The sequence below is a fragment of the Nostoc sp. genome (assembly GCF_036917615.1).
In the GTDB taxonomy this organism is placed as follows: domain Bacteria; phylum Cyanobacteriota; class Cyanobacteriia; order Cyanobacteriales; family Nostocaceae; genus Nostoc.
This window is the reverse complement of record NZ_JBALCZ010000027.1, coordinates 61,281-83,441: the sequence shown is the minus strand read 5'-3', so window position 1 is coordinate 83,441 and position 22,161 is coordinate 61,281. Positions and strand designations below refer to the sequence as shown.

Genomic DNA, 22,161 nt, shown 5'->3' with positions numbered 1-22,161 from the left:
AACCGAACACTATAAGTTAGAATTTCCGAGCATTTGTTGAGAAATCAACCTTAAAAAACCGCCTGTCTGATAAAGACAGGCGGTATTAATTTTAGTCAATAGTCTAGAACATATCCGACAGAATTGATAACTTTCGCTTGTCCAAAAACTTGACTAATGAACGCCACTTGCTTCTCCTTTGGCGCTAGCCTCTCACGAATGGGAGAAGGGGAAACCAAGGCAAACAACGGTGGGAACCTCCCTCCGGGTTCGCCAGTCGCCTACGGCGGGAAACCCGCCTATAGTGCTGGACTCACCGCAAGGCAGTGGCTCCCAACGACTACATCAGCTGATATCGTCGCTTTCAATGTATAAAAATAGAAACGCGAACGTCACAGCTGGCAAAACCCAACCAATGATGGGAACTAAGATAGAAGGCAAAAAGGAAGCTGCCATAGTAAAGGTTCCTGTTAAATAACACTACAATTCAAAATGAGCTTACTGCAAATTCTGCCAATATTTTTGAAATTCTAAAGATTTTTAACACAGCCCATATTGGGAGATGAGGAAGAGGACACGAGGAGATGGGGATATGTAACTCTTCAGGTTATAGGGAGAAAGCCTCATTTGTTCCCCGATCATTATGGATTGGGACATATTGATAAAGCCAGTGCTGACCGAATATTATCTGATGTTCCTTATATACCCGATCATTTTCTCAACCAGGGAAGCCATAAGACTGATAGCGGTAAGGTTTTCACTATTGTCTGGCAGGTTGTCAAGTCTGTGATTAATATGAAACAACTTTATGTCTACAGTAACAGCGCAGCATTGTCAATCTTTCCAGGGTTAGATAACCACATTGCCATTTTGAACTTGAAAAGTTATCCTCTGCTCTTGTTCAGCAGAATCATTGTAGATAACTTCTACATACTCTACTAAGTCTTTTCCTATTACGTTGCTTTCAATTAAAGCCAAAACTTCATCTTTGACAAACCGACCAATTTCTTCGCCGTTCAATTTTGTTCGTGGCGACTGACTGGCATCAATGCGGACATTTCCAAGTATCATATAAAGGTTCGATTGGTGGTGCAGTTTTGTCAATTAGTTGATTTTGTATTCCATTTTTCTTCCGGTAAGAATCCGTATTCGTAAATTCCTTGTAATCCCTCAACTTCGCTTATTGAACCAAACCGTTTCTCCCAACGTCGTAGGGCATTTTCCAGTAGCGGCTGATTGAGAGAGTACAGTTCGCTATTGTCTGCGCTGTTATGATAGGAGAATGGATAGAAAAGTGTGTGATGCATAGAGAAGGAAAAATATGGTTCTCCGTCCTCTGGTCCTCCCCACATCACAAATCTGCCAAGATTCCTAACCCAAGATCGGGTCGGTTTATCTGGAGATTCTGGGGTGCGGATATATACAAACAGATCGACTTCCATTTCTAACCGTTCAATAGCAGCACAGTGTTCTCGCATAGCTTTGGAGACATTCTCAAGGTATTCCTCATAAGAGTTTTCTGGTGGCCACTCAAGTGTCACTCCCTTAATTTCTGAAAAGGGGCTTGAACTGAAGTAAACACTCCAAACCCTTGCTAGTTCGTCAAAGGCATCTAGCGTTCCCATCATGCTATTGTTGATGTGCCAAGCATTAACTGACTGAATGGAAAGGGAAGTAAAATCGAATGGTGGAGTTACACCCCAGGAACCAGCACTTTTTTTTCCTGCCCAAGTGTCAAGCAAAGGTATAACTATAGCTGCTGTTTTGTCAATTAATTGATTTGGCATTCCATTTTTCTTCTGGTAAGAATCCGTATTCGTAAATTCCTTTTAAACCCTCAACCTCGCAGATTGAACCAAAGCGTTCCTCCCAGCGTCGCAGGGCATTTTCCAGTAACGGTTGATTGAGAGAGTACAGTTCGCTATTGTCTTCGCCGAGAGGATAGGAGAATGGATAAAAAAGCGTGTGATGCACAAAGAAGGAGAGATCTGGCTCTCCGTACTCTGGACCACCACTAATCAGCAACTCGCCAAGGTTTCTCACCCAAGCTCGAATTGGCTCTTTGGGGGATTGTTCAGTGTGGACAAAGACCAGCAGTTCGACTTGCATCGCTAGCTCTTCAATGGCAGCAGGATACTCGCGTATGGCTTTTAAGACACGTTCAATGTATTCTTCATAAGAGTTTCCTGGTTGCCACTCAAGCACCACTCCCTTAATGTTTGATTCGCTGCTAGGACCGAAGGAAACTTCCCAAACTCTTGCTAGCTCAAAAAAAGCATCTAGTGTTTCCATCGTGCTGTTGATGTACCAAGCATTGACTTCTGGAATAGAGAGAGAAGTAAAATCGAATGGTAGAACTATACACCAACTGCCAGCACTCTTTTTACCCGCCCAGGTGTCATGTAGAGGTTCGATTGGCGGTGCAGTTTTATCAATTAGTTGATTTTGTATTCCATTTTTCTTCTGGTAAGAATCCGTATTCATAAATTCCTTTTAAACCCTCAACTTCGCTTATTGGACCAAACCGTTCCTCCCAACGTCGCAGGGCATTTTCCAGTAGCGGCTGATTGAGAGAGTACAGTTCGCTGTTGTCTTCGCCGAGAGGATACGAAAATGAATAGAAAAGTGTGTGATTGATAGAGAAGAAAAGGTATGGTCTTCCGTACTCTAGTCCTCCCCAAATTACCAAATTGCCAAGATTTCTAACCCAAGCTCGTACAGGTTGGTTGGGAGATTCTTGAGTACGAACAAAGACTAGCAGATCAACTTCCATTTCTAGCCCTTCAATAGCCGCAGAGTATTCTCCTATTGCTTCTAAGACCTTTTTAAGGTATTTTTCATAGGAGTCTCCTGGCTTCCACTCAAGCACCACTCTCTTAATTTCAGATTCGGGGCTTGGGTAAAAGAAAACGCTCCAAACCCTTGCCAGATCAGAAAAAGCATTTAGCGTTTCCATCAAGCTATTGACATACCAAGTATTGACGGATTGAATAGAGAGGTTCGTAAAATCGAATGATGGAGTTACACCCCAGGAACCAGCATCCTTCTTCCCCCCCCAGGTGTCATTTAGAGGTTCGATTGGAGGTACTGTTTTGTCAATTGATTGATTGTGCATATTAATTTTTTCAAGGGAGCATAACTAATTTCCCATTTTGCACTTGGAAGACAAGCTTCTGGGCTTGACCTGCTGTGTCTTTGTAAAGAAATTCAACAAATTCCACAACATCAATCCCTTTTATTCCTGTTTTATTGTCAACTGTGAGCATACGACCATTAACAGCTCGAAAAATTTCGTCGCCAGTCCAGTTTGTAGGCGGTGCTTGTCTGTAATCATGTCGCCATTAGTAGTAACAGCAGCAGTATGAGTACTTAGGGTAACTGTTCCATTCTGCAAGTGGATGTTATTAATGGTAATGTTCTGGCTAGAGCAGAAGCCAAAGGCGGTTTCGGTGATTGGGTTTTAAATTCTACGCCTCTTTCGACCCAGCCGCTATCGCTATTAATCGAAAGAATAACCGATAAAGAAAATCTCACTAGGCTGATTTTCTGTGTAGACGATGATATATCTAGCTGTACCTCTATCAATAGAGTACCAAAAAGCATTACTGGCATCAGAGTTTGTCTTGCCAAAAATGACAGATTCAATCATTTCATGGGTAGGCTGTTCTGTACCAAATAGAGCAACGAGTTCTGTTAGAGGGAGCGGAAAAGCAGTATTAAACACTTCTCTAAATGTTTCATAGTTCTCTTCTTCTCCTCCTCGTAATGCTGCTTTAAATTCATCTTCATCTTTAAATTCATCTTCCTCTCCAGCATCAGAGTTTGTGTTGCCAAAAATGACAGATAGAATCATTTCACGGGTAGGCTGCTCTGTACCAAATAGGGCAATGAGTTCTGCTGGAGGAACTGGAAAGGCAGTTTTAACCACTTCTCCAAGTATTTCACTGTTTTCTTCTGTTCCTCGTAATGATGTTTTAAATTCATCTCTTGAAAGTGGACATGGCGTATCAGAAACGCGAAGAATATCGAGGATTGAACGTGTTCCATCAGATCCTTTTGCTTCTATTGCTGCTTCGATGGACGGATGTTGCGCTCCAGGAGTGGGAGAATTTTCCGTAACGGGAAAATTGAGCGATGGTATTGCAGGATTATAGCGACCTGCCTGAAACTCACGTTTTCGTAGCGTATCCAATGCTACGTTGATATCCTGTTGATAATCAGTATAGTACCAGTAAGCTTCTCCGCCCATAGTTTTAAAATCTGAGTTAGAGCTAGTTCAATTGGATCTAAATTGTGACAAGAACACAAGTTGTATAATTCCAGTAATTGAATTTCATAAGCATCCTTATGCATTAGAAGAAACGATTCAATACGACTGGTCATCCCCTCCCAAGGCTAAAGCTACTACGCCTGCCAACCCCGTGGCAGGAAGAGGTGCTTTCAGAACAGCTTTGGAAACTCCCATATTAGCTAGAATATACCTAATTGTATTTGGCAGATTCCACAAGTTATTACTAGTATTCGAGCCAGCAGAATAGCGTTCTCCTTCGCGCTCGAACGTATCCCAAAACTGAAGACAAGCTTTTAGCATGGGTTGGTATCGTGTAGACCGCCATTTCTCTGGGGGGTCAAACCACATTGCACTTTGATAAGCTATAAGACCAAGTACCGCCCATTCCGTTTGTAACGAAGCATTGAAAATTTCCTCCACCATGTCGGCATTCAGCCGACCTTCAAACTGCGCTTTCTTAATTTGGAAATGAAGAAGATAGCAATGAAAATGTGGTTCACCACCGAGCAATGGACTGGGGCCTTCAAGCACTAGCATACCAGGTTGAGTTGCAGTATCAACAGTGTCATCAGTACCTATAGCATCATTCAATGACTCACCACGGGCAAGATTCGTAACAAGCCGACGACAACGGGGCTTAACGTCTCTATAAAGACCATAGAACGAAGAGGGAATATGCACTGTTTTCCTCCCAGGACAAACGCATCTAAAATTTCCAAAAACAAATCAACAAATAAATGTAACTTGCATATATGACGCAAAAGCAAATAAGACTTATCGCCAATCTGATTTTTTTATCCGTAGATGAAAGGTAAAATTTTCATCTGGTTTATTCTCAATAATTTAAGCCTATGCGATATTTTGATGAAGTTTTCACTGGCGGAAAAATATGTCGATTGACACTCCGGCATTTGCTCAGGTCTTCCTCCTTATGGAATAGGTACAAAGTTACGTGGTGGCAAAAGAATTCGCGAACCCTCGGAAACAACTATGTAGACAAAGAGCGCTGCCCCAGTCAGACCCGTATACTTCTTTATTAATTCTATAGGATCTGTCGAATCTGATTGTTGTGTTTGATTTTCAGATACACTCGAAAAGGTTCCTTTCTTATACTGGTAGATAATAGTACCAGCTTGCGGTGATGCGAAAGTGTAATATCCACCTGGAGCAGAGATAACACCGTAAGTCCCAGGGTCAGTACTTGAACCCAAGTTAATTGTTATACCTGCTTTTGCAAATATAGCCGCGTATTCCTGGGCTTCAGGAAGGGCAAGGCTACTCTGAGTTTGTGACTTAATCTCATAAAGGGTATGCTCTGGCACGTTGAGAATATCCGGCTTTGCATCCTGCTCTTTTGGAGACAATGCATCTATGTTAGATGTTTCACCCCTATCTTGATACGTCTTTAAGATTGTTTTTGTATTAACGTAGTTGGTAAACACTAGCTCCCCTTCATGCATTTCAGCATAGAATGCTGCGATGCCTTTATGCGCCTCGTTACCAATGTAATAGGGGAAAGGCTGATTGCCAGGTCTCATCATAGGACCTGGACCAATTCCAGGGGGGTTATTGGCCTCTAGCGTACCTCCGATTGCACTATCGATTAGAGTGTCAAAATTGACAGCACCAGGATTTTGTAATGATTTATCTCCACTAACACCTGTAGTAATAATTTCAATGTTACCCAGAGCGTAACTGCCAACAAGTGATTTTTGTGGTGCAATCGTGTAACTACTGGTGATAATATTCCCTTGAGTAGTAACAGCACCCAGGCTGCTAAACAAGCCCACCACTCCATTTTGCGCTCTGATATTACGGGTATTTATATCACCAACTGCCGCAATAATTATACCGCCGCTAGTGGTGATGTCACCAGAGGTAGTGACAGCGCCAGAGCTAAGAATCTCTAATTGCTTTGCTGTGATGCTACCAGTAGTGATATCACCGCTAGGTTGATTTTCTGAGTTAGTATCTTTATTGAGAAAAATGCTGACTTTACCTGAGCCATTGGCAGACAAATTTGCTGTGGAGATGTCACTAGCAGCTTTCAAAGTGATATCATCCGCATTGCCACTAGTGGTGATGTCTTTGGTAGTAACAGCACCAAGTTTGCTAGTGAGGCTAACAGCACCGCTATTAACAAGAACATTACCAGTGCTGAGATTTTGGGAAGCTGTAACAGTAGTATTGCTACCACTGGTAATATCAATAGTCGCCACTGTCCCCTGCTGACTAGTTATTTTTACTGTACCCTTGTTGGAAGTGAGATTTTTAGTTGTAATGTCCTGGGTTGTTATGACAGTAATATTCCCTTTGCTGGTGATATCAGCATTAACCGTGAAAGTTTTAGCACTATTAACTGTCAAGTCCTTAAGACTAGCATTACCACCAACTGCATTATTGAAAGTAATATTGCCCAAACCACCTGTCAGACTGAGAGATGAAGCACCTGCACTATTACTATCGAGAGTATTTTTAAAGGTGATGTCGCCGCCCTTGTCAGTAGCAGTAGATTTAGCAGAGTTAAAAGTGTAAGCACCAGTACTGCTATTGAGGATTGTGGGGCCATCAAAAGTAATATTGCCGCCTTTGGTGACAACTTTGGAGCCAGTGAGATTAATCTTAAGCCCCTGCAAGAGGACAGAACTACCTTGAGTAGAAATATTGCCTACAGTAGTAATACCATCTTTGGGCGTTGCTGTTGTAGAAATGGGACTAAGAAGGAACTGGTGATTTTCCCCTCCAATGTAGCCATCTCCAAGGATTTGCCCAAAATTATTGATGGCTGTAGCGTCTGATAAAGTCCAGCCTGAGTCTTGTGGAATCAAGCTGTTGAGGTCAGTCATTTTGCCATTGCTGTAGAGGAAAGCATCAGAGACGTCATTACCATTCTTGGAATAACCAACGATTTGACCAGAGTCGTTGATAGCTGTAGCCGTGCTGTAGCTGCCACCAAGAGTGCCGAGGTCAATCATCTGTCCACCACTGTAGAGGAAAGCGTGGGAAAAGTAATCTCTACCGTCGCTATAGGCACTGGAAATACCAATTATTTGACCAGAGTTGTTGATATCTGTAGCCTCGCTGAACTTGCCTCCAGGTAGAGTGCCAAGGTCAGTCATCTGCCCATTACTGTAGAGAAAAGCGTGGTCTTTTGGGTTGAAACCACGGTCCTTCAAGAAAGCCAGGTTCGCTGCTATAAGCCCTACCAGTCATTTCATTAATAGCGTCAATGAAGTCTGCTGTGTCGGCAGAACCAACGATTTGACCAGAATCATTGACAGCTAGTGCTCTGCTGTGAATACCTACAGGAAGAGTGCCGAGGCTAGTCATCTGCCCATTACTGTAGAGGAAACCATTATAAGTGGAACCGTTCAGAGTATGATAAATACTCCTATTAGTGTTGGTCTGGGACACACCAATGACTTGACCAGAGTTATTGATACTTGTTACATAAATGTAGGGGCCACCAAGACTGCCGAGGTCAGTCGTCTTACCATCACTATAGAGAAAAGCATTAGAGGTATGATTATTGTTTGTGAAAATGTTTGTGTCAACACCAGCAATTTGAGCAGAGTTATTGATAGCTATAGGGTGGGAAAAACTTTGAGAAAAAGTGCCTTGGTCAATCATCTGTCCATTACTGTAGAGAAAAGGATGATTACTGGTGATAGAATAACCAACAATTTGACCAGAGTCATTGATAGCCGTAGCATAGTTATTACCGCCTCCAAGTAGAGTGGTAAGGTCAGTGACACTGTAACCACTATCAGTCGAACTTTGTGAATCGCTCAATCCCGATTGCAAACTGAGTCCAGGACTGTTGTCAAGAGCAGTATTCTTGAGAGTGATATTGCCAGATTTAATACTGCCTTTGGTTTGCACTTTCAGAGAAGACCCGATGTAATCACCAAATTGAAGATTATTCGATGCTGAAATTTGGACATTTGTGGTGACATCAGTACCAGTGAAAATAATTTGCTCACCTTCGGAGGTTTGAAATACTTCACCTTCACCATGCCCAGTCAGAGAAAAGCTTTCTGGATTTCCCTTCGCATCTTGTAGAGTAAACTGGAAATTTTTATGATTATCGAAATTTCCAAACTTTCCCTTAAATACTGGACTAGGATTTAAAAGAGAATCGTTACTAGGAATTCCAGCTAGGGACAGATTTTTACCACTTCCAGTTAGTGGGTCTAAACCAGTTGTCGGATTGTTCCGAAGTGATTGATCTGCAAGAGATGTAGAAACAACTGATTTATTGAATAATGGTAAACTATCAGAGATAGTACTAACAGAATTACTGTAATTAGTCAGAGAATCCTGATTAGAGCCAATCAGACTAGAAGCACTACTTGTAGTAGATGTTTTTTGCAACCCGATTAATGACGAATTATTCTCCTCAGCACTGCTGAAAGATGTGACTGTAAAAGAAGATGGTAAGAACCTTCCTTGAAATGAATCAGCATCAGTGGCGATAATCAGATCAGAACTTGGCATAACTTATATCTTTTTAATTAGAAATTATTGTGAGTCAAAACTGAGCCGGATAATTATCTATTGAGAGTTTGTTGTGATGAAATCCAAATCTTAATTTCTCTGCTAATTCAGTACGAAATGTACTTAATTTTTAGTTAAACATCAGAAATTAGCCGGAAAATACCAGCTAGAATCCGGAAAATGCTCCCATCAGCCGAAAAATTCCCAAAAATAATGCCAATTTGATTTTCAATCAAGGTTTTCAGCTTTTGGGCGGATTGATTTAGCATATATACTGAAGAGCCATTTTTATTAATTAAGATTTGAATCAATGCTTGCTTCCATCAAAAAATATATTTTCCTCAGATAGTTTCGGTCATAAATGATTGAGTAATTCTCAATTATTTATGATTGGAGCGAACTCCCAAAAAGGAGATTTATTAAACCTCGGAGGTGGGAATAATGTAGATAACTGAATTGAAGATAAGATAATATTTCCGTTGACGGCTACCGAAACTTTACGGAAATTATTACTTGCTTTTTTTTATGTAAAATTCAAAATTGATAAGTGAATTGATAGTTGGATTAAAGTTATTATATGTTTTCTATGTTTTCTATGTTTTTGATAAAAACAATTTCAAAGATTTATCTAGCTGGCATTGACTGATTGATTTGTGACTGTGAATCAGAAAATTGGTTAAGCATTCCAGCAGCCCGAAGTTTCTCCAGTACATAAAGCACTGCCAATTGCTGTTCTATAAACAACGGGGCAGACAACGGAATTGCATCAATTTTCGCTTGCAGTAAAGATGTACTTTGACGTGAAGCCTGCGCTAACTGGCGAGAGTCAGAATCGGAAATTTCGGGATGAGTCAGCCCTACCCATCTTGATAGCTCGGCTGCGACGTTTAAACCCTCCACTCCAGACTGTTGAACGATTTGTTTCCAAAACATCCGCACAATTTGACGAGCATGATCTTCTAAAGTGCAAGCTGATTCAGATTTGTGTAACGCGCTGACTATCCTAGCTTGAACTAAGTTGAGTGGCATTCCTAGCTCTTTTTGAGAGTGCTGAAGAAAAAAAACTTCTTCTCCGTGTTGCTCAAATGTCACTGGTGCGAGTTTCCACAAATCCCAATTTTGCTTGAGCAGAAACCAATGTTGTTCTGTAATCTCACCTAGTGGTTGCATTGTGGCATGGTATTGAAAGCGTAAAAACATTTGCTTGAGTCTTTCAACTCTCAGAAGGTTAGAGTCAGACAAAATCATCTGACTGGACGAGAAATGATTGTAGAGGACGGTAGAATGTTGGACGTGAAGAAAACGAAACCCCACTATTGCTGCTAGAGTTAAATACTCGCGGTCTGCATCCAATTGAGTCTGTGGATCATTCCACACTTGTAACTCTTGCAAGCACACAGCTGTAGAGCGACGAATTAGGAAGGCATGAAGAGGTTGCCAGTTATGCATTAGTCTCTGCATTCTTTCGTCGTCCGAATGCTGGAATGCAAAAGCAATTCTCAATTGACACTACTGGTTTTGATAAAAGCACCATTGCCAATCACCATAGGCAATGTCAAACTGACGATTTTGTTCTAATGCTGCTACTTGCAATGCAATTTTTTCTTTTGTCAATTCATCTGAGCCAGAAAGCCATTGGATATAGTCACCAGTAGCTAAAGCTAATCCATGATTGTAAGCAGAACTCGCTCCTGGTTGCTGGCATTGAGTAAAGATTACACGTCTTTTAGTTGTGCTGGCAAATTGGCGAGTTATTTCGCTCAAGTTCTCAGTCGAGTCCTGTTCAACAATAATAATTTCCAGATTCTGATAAATTTGTTGTTGACAACTGTGTAGACAGGCGGCAAATCTGCTGGCGTTATAACTGGAGATAATAATGGAAACTAGGGGGGCGGTGATGGACTGGCTCTGGTTTTGATTGAAAGCGGAAAAAATGTATAACTTGAATTGTTCGACAGTTGTACGAAAATGAGTTTCAATGGTTGGTCGCAAATGGCTGTAGCGGGCGTTGGCGGGGCGACGATAAAATTCTTCTAGAACTTGAAGTCCGTTTGCTAACCATGCAGTACAGTTGGATTGGGTAACGATGCTGTCAGGCAACCAGCGTTTGCGAACTAAATAGTTGGGGATGTGTACTGGAGTTCCGTGTGCAAACAGTCTTAAGTAAAACTCCCAGTCATGACAGCCTTTCAACTGTTCGTTTAATAAACCAACAGTTTGGAAGACAGATTTGGGTACGACGACTTGAGAGAGTGTGTGAATGAAGCATCGCCAAAGCATCGAAAGAATTAGGTCATCAGGATGGCTTGGACTGAGGCTCATTCGGTCGCCAAAATGATCTTCACTAGTGATGGCGATATAGTTGCAGTAGCTGAGGACAGCAGTGGGTGTTTGTTTGAGAGTGTCAATTTGATGTTGCAGGTAATCTGGTAGCCATTGGTCATCGCTATCGAGAAAGGCGATAAATTGCCCCACCTCCCACTTGCTCGTAAACAGTGCGGCGTATTAAGCGGAAATGGAAGATCATAAAGTCAACAAGCAGCCGTTCTTTGGAATAGGGGATTTGGCAACGCTGCCCGATTCCATGCAGGTTTCCCTGTTCGTCCATTAGTTGATAGTCTGTATAGACAAGTCCTACTTTGGGGTGGTTATTAAGAATGGAAATTGTCTGTTCTAAGGCGGTAGGAGCCAGAATATCGTCACTGTCTACCCAACCGATATAATCTCCAGTGGTTGCAGCAACAGCCCCGTGGATTGCAGGGGCAATACCAGTATGTTTGGCGGCTATGACTCGGATGCGTTGATCGTGCTGGGCATACTCATTGGCGATTTCAACGGAGCGATCTGTAGAGCCATCTTCCCAGATTAACAATTCCAAGTCAGACCAAGTTTGAGCTAGGACACTTTTAATTGCCGCAGCAAGGTAGTTTTCTCGATTGTAAACTGTGATGACGATAGAAACAAATATTTTCATCAATTAATGCCCAATTAGTAAATTCAGAAGCTTTAGACATTCAGATAAGATGATGAGTTTTTGACACGAATGCTGCTCAGAACTTTGACGTTACTATTTTTCTGCTGATTATGATTTTCTGCTTAGGCATTAACACTTGCCGCCCCGAAGTCTACTGAAATATTTGTGAACTTTAACTCCAGCAACTCCGTAATCTCTACTATTAAGTAAGCATTGCTCAATCCTGCTACTATTTTGACGTTGTTAATTGCTTACTTGACTTCCCGCCAGTGGCAAGCTGATTGCGCTATGTCGGCAAAATAGCGATCGCATCGCACCTTTACCAAAACCTCTCCGTACCACCTGCCCCACTGTCGGGAGTTGTCGGGAATACGACTGTGGGTAATGAGCAACAGCCCTAGTGCAGCAAAGTCTTCAGGACTGCCGTTGTTGCAAGAGAGTGAAACGATTGCATTATCAATGGCTGCTTTAGAGGGGGTGAAATGAGCAGTGATTCCGAAAGTTACGCCCTTGGACTTGATCAGCCGCTTTCAATATTCCGTAGTTTGCCGCCGCAGGCATCGCCAGAGATAAAACTGTACCAATATGAAATCTCTGAAATTTAGGAGTTTCAAACCCATTCCGGAGCCGGATTAAATTGCTGCACCAAAGTGTTACCGCATCTCCCCCTGCCTGCGTCTTCCTCATCTCTAAGTTACTATTTTTACTCCCTAATCGCGATCATATACCCAGGAGTTCATCTAGCTGCAAGCTTGGCAAGTCTGGAGGAATCACAGTTCGCACTATTGTGACTTTGTGACTCTCTTGTTGGGTTGTTGGATCAAGTGCGATCGCTTCCAAGCGAATTTCCAAACAGCCAAAGGGAATGTTTAATTGTGTCATCGCTTCCAACCCTCCCAATGCATTAGGTAGTAAATTTGTCAATAAATGCGGCCCGTCTAATAACCAGCGAGTTTGATAATCTTCAAGCCATAACTTAACAACAACTTGCGGAGGTACTTCAGGCAGTACTACGCGCACCATGACAGACTTGCCAGCGATTAGTTCGCCTTCTGGCACATCCAGCTGGGGAATTGGCAAAGGCTCAGTGGCTGCCGCAATTATAGGTAAGGAAGGGGATAAATTTAACAGTGGTTGCTCCTTTTCTTCAAAGCGGTAACTCCTCGTTGCATCGGCTTCCAGTTCACTATATGTATCATCTACAACGATTTCTTGCGCTAACCAAGCTGATGCTATATTTATTTTTATCGGAGGAGGCGGGGGCGGTAGTTGTCTTAACAGAGGCGGTGAGAGTGTTGATTCTAATACTTTTTCTAATTCAGTATTTTCTCCTATCCCCAGATCCGCTTCCTGCGCTGTGTCTACATCTTCCCTAAAATTCCCTAGATCGGAAGCCAATTGGACTTCTTCCCCTGTCCCCTGTCCCTTGCGCGTCTGTGTCAGCAGAAGTTCTGAGCTGCCCCAACCTTCGCTCAAATTATTCTCAGTATTGGCATCTAGATTTAACGGCAAGTTGACATCAACATCCGCATTTTCTGCACTTAGAGAAAGCGACGTCTGCTGCGTTGGAACATAGTTATCGTAGTCTTGAGGTTGCAAATCATTAATGGATTCAGGCAAAGAGTATCCTTGGCTCTCCATCCACTTCCTGAGTAAAGGAGATGAGTAAAGGTTACCTGTTGTAATGAATTGTGTATTTGGCTGGGCTTCTACAGCAACAGATTCTTCTGGAAATTGTGTATTCGGTTGGGCTTCTACTTCAGCAACAGATTCCTCCTGGAATTGTGCATCACCTATTACTAATTCAGGTGTATTTTCATCTTCAGCTACAGTTGCGTCCAACTGTGGTAAGTCTTCAGCCGCTGGAAATTGCAATGCATCTGGGGAAACATTGCTTTTTACTTCCTCTGCATCACCTGGCAAAGCTTGTAGTCGTCTCAAGTATGGAAAAGTAGTGTCGAGTATTGGCATTCGACGTTGCTTGATGACCAATTGCTCCAAGTTGATGGCAGCTATAATCGTATCCTTTTCTAGAAGCTCCTCCTGTGTAGGGGGTTCTGTAACAACATCTGTGGGAGTGTTGGCATCGATTTGAATCGGGGGCGGGGGCAGTTTCGGCAATTGAGGCGAAGTGGCTGAATTCTTGAGCTGAGATGTCCGCAGGGTGGCTTCTCGCAGAACTTGCAGATTAATTTGCGGTGGTAGGGGTGTGTTTGGGGATGGATTGAGTATCTCAGACTGGTCTGTTTTTGGAATCTTGACCAGATTGAATAGTTTCAAGTCGAGCCTCACAGCTGCCTCTGGTTCTGTGAAAACTACAGATGAGTCTGATGGTACTATGGGGTCATTTAAGGATGTACTACGTTTTGCTGCGGCTGTGATTGCCAGTAATTCTGTTACATCTGCTGTAATGGTGAAGGACTGGCTGGCTAACCGGATAACTTCATCAACATCGGCGAATCTACCATACAAACTGAGATCTGCCAAAATTAACTTGGATTCACAGTCAGTAGGAATATCAATTGAGGTATTGATGGTGAAGGGCAAGTCCTGGTCTGGTAAGGGTTGCCATACCTGGGTCAAGATTTTCGAGTTCTTGGGCGATCGCAGTTCAATTCCTACTTCAAGTGCCCGCAAGCTTTTTGGAGATAATGTTTCAGCCTGATCTAGATTTGTCTTTTCTTTGAGTTCTATGTGCCCATTGATTGTAAGAGCTTGTCCCCAACGAGCAATATAACTATCCTGACCTAGAGTTAGCAGTAATGGTGGCGGTGGTTGTGTTACTGAAGAATCTATAACTATAACCTTTTCATCTTTAGGCAAGAGTTCAGAGGTGGGTAAAGCTAAATCTATTAAATTTTGTAAAATCTGCTCTGCCGTACCATCTTTGAGCCACACAGGACTCACAGGCTGATCGATAACTATATCTTCTTTCGTTTCATCTAGCAGAACAGTAGTAGTAGCGTTGCTGTCTTTCGCAATTGCCATTTCTGTGGGGACAGCGATCGCTTTATCTACTCTAATTAGGGGTTCTGGTGAGGCAGTACATTCCAAGTTCCCTTCATCTAGCAGAACAGTAGTAGTAGCGTTGCTGTCTTTTGCAATTGCCATTTCTGTGGGGACAGCGATCGCTTTATCTACTCTAATTAGGGGTTCTGGTGGGACAGTACATTCCAAGTTCCCTTCATTTGCAACAACAGTGGTAGCAGGGTTAATATCTGTAGCAATTGCCACTTCTGTGGAAACAGCGATCGCGTTATCTAATGTTTCCACGTAGACTGACGTAGCCTCGCTTTCCTCAGAGTAGTGGGGTTGAGGGCAAGCTTCCCCTGCTCTCTCTACTCCCCCTGCTCCCTCAACTTTCCCTGCTCTCTCTACTTCCCCTGCTTCTTCTTGGGACAATACTTTAAGTTGGACACTGTATTGCCAAGATTTACCGAGCAGCTCCGACATCAAATCGCCGGAACAGCGCAACTCCCAAACTCCTGTCTGGAAGTAGGTAAAAGGAATTACCGCTATTAAGCCTTCTGAGTTAGTGCGACGCGAGCGCTTGAAAATTCGCCGCGTTGGTTGAACTTTCTGGATTGAAGAGTGAGTTACCCGCACTTCCACATCTGTATTAGGAAGGTTAGAACGAGCCAAAACTCTATACTGCCCTTCCAAAATTTCTAAATTTGGCGATTCTAGGATATGCCACGAGCGATCGCCTTGTTTCTGTATCAGAAATTGCCAGTGTTCCATTGTGAGTGATGCCCAGACCGACGAGCCGCACAGTTATATTGTGTATTACCTTGCTTGCAAGTTTACCTCAGTATTTTATAAATGCATCACTTAGATGACTATGAAGTTAACTGAGTTTTACTTACTTGAATTCTCGCACTTTAACTAGTCGCGTCAAGGGAATTTCAATGGGTCGCCGTGTTGCTTGTGCGTAAACCTTTTGTTGTTTCCTGAATATTAACTTTGACCGAAAAATCAAAGGATACAGAGCAACTAAATTTATTTATGGAGAATAAAAATATGTATGTAGAGACGCGCTTTGAGGAAGCGAGTGCGTCTGGTAGAGAGAAATACGGTGCCCAGGCGAACCGCAAAGCCAAGGTGTCTTTAAGACGTGAGCAACTAAATTTTATTTATGGGGATTATATAATGCGTGAATGCGTGAATTTGGAGCGAACGCAAGTGCGTCTGGTAGAAAAGCGACGTGACACTCTCCAGCGCTAAATTAACAGGGATGCAATTAATACCGTTGGCTGTCTCTGCTCTACCTTATTGCGAATAATTTTGGATTATTTTTACTAATATGTCCAATTTGCAATAGACACAACATACAATAACTTAAGATTCACTTGAGAATTTTATTGAATTGTGATTGCCTAGATTTCTGCTACAAAGAGGTAGATGTGGCTCTTAAGTGTCCTGTGCGATCGCCCACGCCAGGCGCAAAGCGCCATCGCAAATCACAACACTTAACAAAAGTATAAACGCGCCCAACCTACCTGAAGCAGTTCAAAGAGCCGCTACAAAGCGTGTCCTCACCTGAGTCAAATATGGGTGACAATGAGGATTTACAGGAGGGATTCGATGCTAGTCATTTTAATGGACGAGCAAATCCTTGCCCCTGAGCAAGTTTGCCAGTCTTGTTTACTCGCTGACGGGAGCGGTCAACCCCGTTGGCGTGGGGGTCAACTGCGCTGTGGTCAAGCGATTCGCAAGCTTACTCAACAGCAGCCAGACCAGTATGAGTGTATGATGGGCTTTCGCATTGCCCATATAGAATAGTTGAATTTGCCAGCAAGACCAAGCAACTGCGTTATCCTAAGCTCAAGTAACTATAGAAATTTAACCACAGGAGAACGCATAATGTCTAGGCGCGGGTCTACAACAGTTTCAGATCGGATTTTTGCTTCCTTGCCTTATTTGCTGCCCCTAATTTATGGTTTAGTCTTTGGCAGCTTTTTGTTGAGTCAGTTTCCAGCACTAAAAGTCCTGCTTTTAGTGCTGCGACCAGTGCTAATAATTTACGGTAGTTTAGGACAATTTGGACAAATAATCGTGTTCTTTGCGTTGTTCCTATTGGTGGTAAGAAACGAAAAAATCAGTCACTTCATTCGTTTCAACACAATGCAGGCAATTCTTCTGGACATAGTTATATTTCTGTGTTCCATACTGGTGGGAGCTTTAGGAAAGGTTCCTGGTACTGGCTTTGCAATAGAAACAGTAGCCAACACCATCTTTTTAGGCGTAGTGGCAGCAGTTGGATATTCAGTTATCCAGTCGTTGAGCGGACGTTATGCGGAAATTCCGGCGATTTCCGATGCAGTGTATATGCAAGTGCGTTAGAAGTTAACGGGCCACTATGGTGTTTTCCAGGCGACCAATACCCTCAATTTCTACGCGGACGCGATCGCCTGGATGCAATGGACTTACACCCTGCGGCGTACCTGTAAGCACCAAATCACCGGGTAATAGCGTCATAACCTGACTGATATAGGAAACTAGAACATCGGGGGAAAACACCATCTGATCGATACAGGCAGATTGGACTGGATTGGCGTGGTCATTCACAAAAGTCTGCAATCTCGCTCCTGGATTTAATTCCCGCACAATCCAAGGGCCCAAGGGACAGAAAGTATCAAAACCTTTGGCTCGTGTCCATTGACCATCCAGTTTTTGTAAATCCCGCGCTGTTACGTCATTGGCGATGGTGTAGCCCCAAATTTTGGTTTGGGCTACCTTTGGTGTACATTCAAAGGCGTAATCGCCAATCACTAATGCTAACTCTCCTTCGTAGTCAACTCGTTGCGACTGGGGAGGATACTTGATTTCCCACTCAGATGGAATGATCGACGTGGGTGGCTTGAAAAAGATTAGTGGCTCAGAAGGTACTGGAGTTCCCATTTCAGCTGCATGGTCTGCATAATTCTTACCCACCGCCACAATTTTTGAGGGAGCGCAGGGAGCCAGAATTTGGTAATTTTCTGGTGTCAATGTTAAATCAGTGGGTTGTCCTTGTAACCAGGGCGGAGCATCTAGCACCTGCACATTCAGGGATAGTTGTAGTAAACCATAGTAAATCTGTCCTTCTGGATTTTGAATTCGCACATAACGCTGCGCCATAACCTTGATGAATATCCTTTTATCTGCTTTTTTGTTGCTGTGAGCGGGTAGCAATCCTCAGTTAGCTTTTTAGCAAACCGATTGAGCCTTGAGCCTGAAAGCGATCGCTATAGATGCCCTTAAGGAAAGATACCCGTTGGCGAAGCTGATAGCTTGATCAATTTGCTGGCGAGTACCAAAAACTGGATTCTTACTTGCTAAAGAAATATCGGGGTCGCCTGCCGACCTAGTTTTCATTAGGGACATCTAAAAAATCCAAACTTCGGCGATTTGGCTAATGAAACAAAATTGAAAACTGGTAAGATTATAGTTCCTTGTTGCTTCAGATGTTGATTAATGCTGGCATTTTAAATTAAAAGCAAGTATAAATTAACATCAGCAGCCACTTTTGTCCATGAGGAAACTGAAAAATATGACTACAAATTACGAAACAATGTACATCCTGCGTCCTGACCTGGGAGACGAACAGGCAGAGCAAGCAATTACTAAATATCAGAATTTGCTGCGCGATCAAGGCGCCGAGGATATCCAAATTCAAAATCGTGGTAAGCGTCGTCTCGCTTATGAAATCAAAAAACACCGCGATGGTATTTACATCCAGTTAAACTACACTGCGCCTGCAACTGCGATCGCCCCCTTTGAACGCGCCATGCGCTTGAGTGAAGAAGTGATTCGCTATCTGACAATTAAGCAGGATATCGCAGAGGAAAAACCCCCTAAAGAGGAAAAGGAAAAGCCCGCTAAAGTGGCTGCAACGGTCTAAGGAGTAGAAAGTAGGGAGCAGAGGAGCAGGGGAGCAGGGAGAGTGGGACGAGTGGGAGAAACCAATGCCTAATGACGCCAGGTCGCACAAGTCGGTAAACCCGCCCATGCGACTGGCTCCCCCATGCCCCATGGCCAATCCCATTCAATAAAATTTTGTCTTTTTCTTTTTTCGTGACTTATTTGGGAATGCTAAATTAACAAATACTTGCCAAATGTAGTACTTCCGCAGTTATACCTAAGAGTGGACAAGATTCTGAATGGGAGCTGTAAACTACTGTGAGCCAATCTGATACACCCAATATTCAAGTTCTCTCTACGGAAGTATCGCAGCTACGCCAAGAGTTGCAACTTCGCGATCAATTAGTGCAACAACTATCTCAAGAACTCTTCCGGCTGGTAAAGGGTAACACTAGTTTTATGCCCCAGCAGCCTGAACTTGAGCGCGATTTGACCCAGTTACAGACTTTGCAAGAACAACTCCAAGCTGTGGAGCAGCAGGTGGCGTTCTACCAAGAGCAAATTACAACTCGTGACTCCGAAATTTACCAATTGCGACAGTCAGTTCAAGAACTCACCGATCGCAGTCGGATGTTGGAGCAAGTAGTACAAGAGTTGCCTCAAATTTACCGTCGAAAGTTTGAGGAACGGATGACGCCAGTCAGAGAAAAGGTAGCAATGCTACAACGGGAAAACCGCCAACTACAAGCAGAACTGCAAAGTGTGAGTTACCGTTTAGCACTCAAAACTCGCAATTCTAGTCACAGCGGCATTGATTTGCCAAATTTTCCCCACCCAGCATCCGAACAAACTAACATTTCGACTCCCCAGAATGTCTAAAGTTACCATCATGGTGGAATCGAAGAGTTAAAAAATTGGGGCGGCAAAATATCTTGGAGACATCCGACTAGTAAATCAAGGCAAAAATAACTATAGAGTTAGAAATAACGCAAAGGCTGATATTCTAACTTTTCTTACCTCCTACCTCCTTGCATTAATTACGTCGGATATAGAACAATTAGCTCAGAGTAATTTGAAAAGCTCTGTCTTTGAGAAGCTAGGGAGTGTCACAAAGAATTGCATTGTTTTGACCAATTTTGGTCATTTACTAACCCAAATTGCTAGTTATCAGGGAGAGCGATGCCTGCGGTGGTCACTGAGCTTTGCCGTACCACTTCCCTACGGGACGCTCCGCGAACGTGGAAGCAAGCTACGCGCAGCGTCTCGCAGAGAAATGCGGGCTACGCCTACGCTGGATGCCAGTTAAGCAGTAAAATCCCCTCCAGTCGTAAAATCTGGAGGGGTATATGCGTTTAGGAAATAATTACTATTTATGCTAGTGCCAAAACCAGTAATTACAGATGATGGTGAGTCGTCTGCCGTTATCTCCCGTGACTCCTCTCTATCTGGTAACCCCCAACCCTTCTCCCAATTTTCTCTCGTTCCTAGCCAGAGGCTGAAAACGAGATTTTAAAGGGGTTTTGGCTTAAGTTGACACGCATGAGTATTGCTGTGCCCCTACAGTGCTGGTCTATCTACTATTAAAGAATGATTAATTAAAGCCTGAAACGACCTATGCATGGTGAATACATACCATGATTAATTTGTACAAGTGCGTAAGTCCTAAGATGAATCGGTTATAGAGACGTATACCTGTACGCCCTTACCAACGTATCTCTAGCAATTTCAATGGTATGACTTTTCACAGGATGTGGAATCAGAAAAATGGTGTGTGCAATTTCAGTATTAAAGCGGAAACAACATGAATTCACTTATTGAAATTCCGCAATTGCCACCAAGACAAGTGCTATTCAGCAGTGTAGTCTTTAACTAGAAAAACAGTATCAGGCAGTTGCTAGACAAAATGCTAATTATTGCCACTAAACTTTTATAATATTTTGTTGTTCTTATGACTCCAAAACACACCAAAATTAAATTTCCCCTTTGGCAGTATCTGAACCAGCCTTTATTTAGTCGCGATCCTAAATTAGTATTAAATCCCCAACGCTTTGCATTGATCTGGCGTTTTCAACTTCTAGAACGCTGCTGGACTAAAGAATGTGACGCAAAAGGGCCTCAACAACATTAGATACGTGAAAACCTGCTGCACTCAACTTAAAAGCTGGCAAACTAAGCCTCGTCTACAGAACGGGGCTTTTTGCCGTCAAGTAAAGCACTGACAGTCATATCTCCCATGACATTAATCGCGGTGCGACAGCGATCTAGAAACCAGTCTACAGTAACTAGTAAAGCGATGTACTGGGTAGGTAAGCCTACAGAAGTGAACACCAGTGTCATCGTTACCAGTCCAGCATTGGGAATATTCGCCGCACCTACTGATGCAAAAATAGAGGTAAGGATGACAATTAACTGCTGTCCCAGACTCAGATGTTGTCCAATTAGTTGGGAAATATACAACGCAGACATTGCTTCATAGAGGGCAGTGCCATCATTATTGAAATTTGCCCCGACTAATGCCCCCAAGGCAGCAGAAGATTCCCTTAAACCGACTTTTGTTTGCAAAACCTCAAAGGTTACGGGCATTGCCGCCGCAGAGGAAGAAGTTGAGAAAGCTGTCAAAAACGCATCAGAACCGCCAGCTAGGAATTTTAACGGATGTACCCAAGAACCAAATTTTACTCTGGTGAGGTAATAGCACGCTTGCAATACCAGTGCTAACAGCACCGCCACGATGAATGCACCCAAAGATTTAAACGGTGCAAAGCCCTGCATGGCAATAGTTTTAGCTACAATTCCAAAGACTGCGAACGGCACTAAGGCAATTACCCAGTTGAGGATACGGACTACTGCTTCAAATAAAATCCCAATAACATCCTCAATAGGCTGGTATCCGTTCTTGCCTTGAGCTATTTGTTCAGATTTTAATCCTCGCAGGACGATACCAAAGCTCAGGGCAATCACAATCAGTTGGATGACGTTATTATCAACCAATGGCTTGAGGACAGCTTCTGGTACAGCATCTTTGAGTATTCCCCAAGGGTCAAGACTCTGAGGAGTAATTTGTGTACTTGTTGAGGTAGCTACATTGCCCCAAGTTCCTGGACGTAGCACATTCGCTACCAAAAGTCCTACTAAAATAGCTACGGTAGTGTTGGTTAAAAGTAGCACTGCCAGCCGCCGTCCGGCTGTACCGGGGATATTCGTAGTCATTAAGGTATGCAGCACCGCTACCAGAATCAGGGGCGTAGCCAAGGCGCGGAGAGCCTTTAGCACCAATTCCGCTGGAATTGCTAAATTATTGATTAAAGTGGCATTGCTGGGGTTGGGATTCCCCGCACCAAGGGCAATGCCAACGCTGACTGCTACTACTAGGGCGATGAGAATTTGCAATGTGAGAGGGATACGCTGCCACCAAGGGCTAGCTTTGGTTGCAGGCGAAGTAGTACTCTCTGTTTGACTCATTGGCTAGATACTGGTTAACTGCTGTAACTATTAAAACAACACTGATGATAGTGACAATTTCGGAAAAAGAACAGCTTTAATTTTGGTTAAAAACTGTTAATCTAAGATTCCGTTG

At 43.1% G+C, this 22,161-nt stretch carries 26 protein-coding genes; 8 read left to right on the top strand and 18 right to left on the bottom strand.

Features of this window, described 5'->3' with window-relative positions; genetic code table 11:
• Positions 1 to 156: 156 nt before the first annotated feature.
• Positions 157 to 354 (top strand): hypothetical protein, encoded by a 198-nt coding sequence (locus tag V7K85_RS09865; RefSeq protein ID WP_334813142.1) that lies wholly within the window; start codon positions 157 to 159, stop codon positions 352 to 354.
• On the opposite strand, the gene V7K85_RS09860 is transcribed toward V7K85_RS09865, so the two are convergent.
• The 15 genes from V7K85_RS09860 to V7K85_RS09790 form a co-directional block, all read right to left on the bottom strand.
• A complete protein-coding gene (locus tag V7K85_RS09860; RefSeq protein ID WP_334813141.1) occupies positions 325 to 435 on the bottom strand; it encodes a photosystem I reaction center subunit VIII in 111 nt (36 codons plus the stop codon). The two genes, V7K85_RS09865 and V7K85_RS09860, sit on opposite strands and share 30 nt — an antisense overlap.
• 393 nt (positions 436 to 828) lie before the next feature.
• Positions 829 to 1,050 (bottom strand): hypothetical protein, encoded by a 222-nt coding sequence (locus tag V7K85_RS09855; RefSeq protein WP_334813139.1) that lies wholly within the window; start codon positions 1,048 to 1,050, stop codon positions 829 to 831.
• A 29-nt stretch (positions 1,051 to 1,079) separates the two neighbouring features.
• On the bottom strand, positions 1,080 to 1,766 hold the full coding sequence (locus tag V7K85_RS09850; RefSeq protein ID WP_334813137.1) for a hypothetical protein: 687 nt from the start codon (positions 1,764 to 1,766) through the stop codon (positions 1,080 to 1,082).
• The gene (locus tag V7K85_RS09845; RefSeq protein ID WP_334813135.1) at positions 1,747 to 2,463 is read right to left on the bottom strand and encodes a hypothetical protein; all 717 of its coding nucleotides are present in this window, start codon (positions 2,461 to 2,463) and stop codon (positions 1,747 to 1,749) included. Before V7K85_RS09845 ends, V7K85_RS09850 begins: the two co-directional genes overlap by 20 nt.
• Positions 2,411 to 3,094, bottom strand: a complete 684-nt coding sequence (locus V7K85_RS09840) for a hypothetical protein (RefSeq protein WP_334813133.1) — start codon at positions 3,092 to 3,094, stop codon at positions 2,411 to 2,413. The genes V7K85_RS09845 and V7K85_RS09840 overlap by 53 nt, the downstream gene beginning before the upstream one ends.
• A 384-nt stretch (positions 3,095 to 3,478) precedes the next feature.
• Positions 3,479 to 4,228 carry a hypothetical protein gene (locus V7K85_RS09835; protein ID WP_334813131.1) on the bottom strand — a complete coding sequence of 250 codons (750 nt, stop codon included), beginning with the start codon at positions 4,226 to 4,228 and terminating at the stop codon, positions 3,479 to 3,481.
• Positions 4,229 to 4,345: 117 nt separating this feature from the next.
• Complete coding sequence (locus V7K85_RS09830) at positions 4,346 to 4,951, bottom strand: hypothetical protein (RefSeq protein WP_334813129.1); 606 nt, start codon at positions 4,949 to 4,951, stop codon at positions 4,346 to 4,348.
• 248 nt (positions 4,952 to 5,199) lie between these two features.
• On the bottom strand, positions 5,200 to 7,446 hold the full coding sequence (locus tag V7K85_RS09825) for a hypothetical protein (protein ID WP_334813127.1): 2,247 nt from the start codon (positions 7,444 to 7,446) through the stop codon (positions 5,200 to 5,202).
• Complete coding sequence (locus tag V7K85_RS09820) at positions 7,397 to 8,767, bottom strand: hypothetical protein (protein WP_334813125.1); 1,371 nt, start codon at positions 8,765 to 8,767, stop codon at positions 7,397 to 7,399. Before V7K85_RS09820 ends, V7K85_RS09825 begins: the two co-directional genes overlap by 50 nt.
• Before the next feature lie 134 nt (positions 8,768 to 8,901).
• Complete coding sequence (locus V7K85_RS09815; RefSeq protein WP_334813123.1) at positions 8,902 to 9,036, bottom strand: hypothetical protein; 135 nt, start codon at positions 9,034 to 9,036, stop codon at positions 8,902 to 8,904.
• A 355-nt stretch (positions 9,037 to 9,391) separates the two neighbouring features.
• On the bottom strand, positions 9,392 to 10,216 hold the full coding sequence (locus tag V7K85_RS09810) for a hypothetical protein (RefSeq protein ID WP_334813121.1): 825 nt from the start codon (positions 10,214 to 10,216) through the stop codon (positions 9,392 to 9,394).
• Positions 10,217 to 10,276: 60 nt separating this feature from the next.
• Positions 10,277 to 11,242 (bottom strand): glycosyltransferase family 2 protein, encoded by a 966-nt coding sequence (locus V7K85_RS09805; RefSeq protein WP_334813119.1) that lies wholly within the window; start codon positions 11,240 to 11,242, stop codon positions 10,277 to 10,279.
• Positions 11,214 to 11,741 carry a glycosyltransferase gene (locus V7K85_RS09800; protein WP_334813117.1) on the bottom strand — a complete coding sequence of 176 codons (528 nt, stop codon included), beginning with the start codon at positions 11,739 to 11,741 and terminating at the stop codon, positions 11,214 to 11,216. Before V7K85_RS09800 ends, V7K85_RS09805 begins: the two co-directional genes overlap by 29 nt.
• Positions 11,742 to 12,209: 468 nt before the next feature.
• Positions 12,210 to 12,428 carry a hypothetical protein gene (locus V7K85_RS09795; RefSeq protein ID WP_334813115.1) on the bottom strand — a complete coding sequence of 73 codons (219 nt, stop codon included), beginning with the start codon at positions 12,426 to 12,428 and terminating at the stop codon, positions 12,210 to 12,212.
• 33 nt (positions 12,429 to 12,461) lie between these two features.
• Complete coding sequence (locus tag V7K85_RS09790) at positions 12,462 to 15,482, bottom strand: hypothetical protein (RefSeq protein ID WP_334813113.1); 3,021 nt, start codon at positions 15,480 to 15,482, stop codon at positions 12,462 to 12,464.
• Positions 15,483 to 15,704: 222 nt separating this feature from the next.
• Here V7K85_RS09790 and V7K85_RS09785 point away from each other — a divergent pair, with 222 nt between their 5' ends.
• The 3 genes from V7K85_RS09785 (at position 15,705) to V7K85_RS09775 (ending at position 17,084) form a co-directional block, all read left to right on the top strand.
• Positions 15,705 to 15,965, top strand: a complete 261-nt coding sequence (locus V7K85_RS09785) for a hypothetical protein (RefSeq protein ID WP_334813112.1) — start codon at positions 15,705 to 15,707, stop codon at positions 15,963 to 15,965.
• Positions 15,966 to 16,325: 360 nt separating this feature from the next.
• The gene (locus V7K85_RS09780; RefSeq protein ID WP_094348028.1) at positions 16,326 to 16,523 is read left to right on the top strand and encodes a hypothetical protein; all 198 of its coding nucleotides are present in this window, start codon (positions 16,326 to 16,328) and stop codon (positions 16,521 to 16,523) included.
• A gap of 81 nt (positions 16,524 to 16,604) precedes the next feature.
• Positions 16,605 to 17,084 (top strand): Tic20 family protein, encoded by a 480-nt coding sequence (locus V7K85_RS09775; protein WP_334813110.1) that lies wholly within the window; start codon positions 16,605 to 16,607, stop codon positions 17,082 to 17,084.
• Positions 17,085 to 17,087: 3 nt separating this feature from the next.
• Here V7K85_RS09775 and V7K85_RS09770 read toward each other — a convergent pair whose 3' ends face one another.
• Both V7K85_RS09770 and V7K85_RS09765 read right to left on the bottom strand, forming a co-directional pair.
• On the bottom strand, positions 17,088 to 17,861 hold the full coding sequence (locus V7K85_RS09770; RefSeq protein ID WP_334813109.1) for a fumarylacetoacetate hydrolase family protein: 774 nt from the start codon (positions 17,859 to 17,861) through the stop codon (positions 17,088 to 17,090).
• 69 nt (positions 17,862 to 17,930) lie between these two features.
• Positions 17,931 to 18,098 (bottom strand): hypothetical protein, encoded by a 168-nt coding sequence (locus V7K85_RS09765; protein WP_334813107.1) that lies wholly within the window; start codon positions 18,096 to 18,098, stop codon positions 17,931 to 17,933.
• A 175-nt stretch (positions 18,099 to 18,273) separates the two neighbouring features.
• Here V7K85_RS09765 and rpsF point away from each other — a divergent pair, with 175 nt between their 5' ends.
• From rpsF to V7K85_RS09745, 4 genes are all read left to right on the top strand, one after another.
• Positions 18,274 to 18,624: a 30S ribosomal protein S6 gene (gene rpsF, locus V7K85_RS09760; RefSeq protein ID WP_334813105.1), complete on the top strand. Its 351-nt coding sequence runs from the start codon at positions 18,274 to 18,276 to the stop codon at positions 18,622 to 18,624.
• Positions 18,625 to 18,902: 278 nt separating this feature from the next.
• Positions 18,903 to 19,463, top strand: coding sequence for an Npun_F5560 family protein (locus tag V7K85_RS09755; protein WP_334813103.1), 561 nt, complete (start codon positions 18,903 to 18,905; stop codon positions 19,461 to 19,463).
• A gap of 247 nt (positions 19,464 to 19,710) precedes the next feature.
• The gene (locus tag V7K85_RS09750) at positions 19,711 to 19,890 is read left to right on the top strand and encodes a hypothetical protein (RefSeq protein ID WP_334813101.1); all 180 of its coding nucleotides are present in this window, start codon (positions 19,711 to 19,713) and stop codon (positions 19,888 to 19,890) included.
• A gap of 642 nt (positions 19,891 to 20,532) precedes the next feature.
• A complete protein-coding gene (locus tag V7K85_RS09745; RefSeq protein WP_334813099.1) occupies positions 20,533 to 20,712 on the top strand; it encodes a hypothetical protein in 180 nt (59 codons plus the stop codon).
• A 41-nt stretch (positions 20,713 to 20,753) separates the two neighbouring features.
• On the opposite strand, the gene V7K85_RS09740 is transcribed toward V7K85_RS09745, so the two are convergent.
• On the bottom strand, positions 20,754 to 22,046 hold the full coding sequence (locus V7K85_RS09740; protein WP_334813098.1) for a dicarboxylate/amino acid:cation symporter: 1,293 nt from the start codon (positions 22,044 to 22,046) through the stop codon (positions 20,754 to 20,756).
• Positions 22,047 to 22,161 lie beyond the last annotated feature (115 nt).

Coding starts and splice junctions, on each gene's coding strand:
- V7K85_RS09865 (WP_334813142.1), top strand. CDS start 157: ATGAACGCCACTTGCTTCTCCTTTGGCGCTAGCCTCTCACGAATGGGA.
- V7K85_RS09860 (WP_334813141.1), bottom strand. CDS start 435: ATGGCAGCTTCCTTTTTGCCTTCTATCTTAGTTCCCATCATTGGTTGG.
- V7K85_RS09855 (WP_334813139.1), bottom strand. CDS start 1,050: ATGATACTTGGAAATGTCCGCATTGATGCCAGTCAGTCGCCACGAACA.
- V7K85_RS09850 (WP_334813137.1), bottom strand. CDS start 1,766: ATGCCAAATCAATTAATTGACAAAACAGCAGCTATAGTTATACCTTTG.
- V7K85_RS09845 (WP_334813135.1), bottom strand. CDS start 2,463: ATGAATACGGATTCTTACCAGAAGAAAAATGGAATACAAAATCAACTA.
- V7K85_RS09840 (WP_334813133.1), bottom strand. CDS start 3,094: ATGCACAATCAATCAATTGACAAAACAGTACCTCCAATCGAACCTCTA.
- V7K85_RS09835 (WP_334813131.1), bottom strand. CDS start 4,228: ATGGGCGGAGAAGCTTACTGGTACTATACTGATTATCAACAGGATATC.
- V7K85_RS09820 (WP_334813125.1), bottom strand. CDS start 8,767: ATGCCAAGTTCTGATCTGATTATCGCCACTGATGCTGATTCATTTCAA.
- V7K85_RS09815 (WP_334813123.1), bottom strand. CDS start 9,036: ATGCTAAATCAATCCGCCCAAAAGCTGAAAACCTTGATTGAAAATCAA.
- V7K85_RS09810 (WP_334813121.1), bottom strand. CDS start 10,216: ATGCATAACTGGCAACCTCTTCATGCCTTCCTAATTCGTCGCTCTACA.
- V7K85_RS09800 (WP_334813117.1), bottom strand. CDS start 11,741: ATGAAAATATTTGTTTCTATCGTCATCACAGTTTACAATCGAGAAAAC.
- V7K85_RS09795 (WP_334813115.1), bottom strand. CDS start 12,428: ATGAGGAAGACGCAGGCAGGGGGAGATGCGGTAACACTTTGGTGCAGC.
- V7K85_RS09790 (WP_334813113.1), bottom strand. CDS start 15,482: ATGGAACACTGGCAATTTCTGATACAGAAACAAGGCGATCGCTCGTGG.
- V7K85_RS09780 (WP_094348028.1), top strand. CDS start 16,326: ATGCTAGTCATTTTAATGGACGAGCAAATCCTTGCCCCTGAGCAAGTT.
- V7K85_RS09775 (WP_334813110.1), top strand. CDS start 16,605: ATGTCTAGGCGCGGGTCTACAACAGTTTCAGATCGGATTTTTGCTTCC.
- V7K85_RS09770 (WP_334813109.1), bottom strand. CDS start 17,861: ATGGCGCAGCGTTATGTGCGAATTCAAAATCCAGAAGGACAGATTTAC.
- V7K85_RS09765 (WP_334813107.1), bottom strand. CDS start 18,098: ATGAAAACTAGGTCGGCAGGCGACCCCGATATTTCTTTAGCAAGTAAG.
- rpsF (WP_334813105.1), top strand. CDS start 18,274: ATGACTACAAATTACGAAACAATGTACATCCTGCGTCCTGACCTGGGA.
- V7K85_RS09745 (WP_334813099.1), top strand. CDS start 20,533: ATGACTCCAAAACACACCAAAATTAAATTTCCCCTTTGGCAGTATCTG.
- V7K85_RS09740 (WP_334813098.1), bottom strand. CDS start 22,046: ATGAGTCAAACAGAGAGTACTACTTCGCCTGCAACCAAAGCTAGCCCT.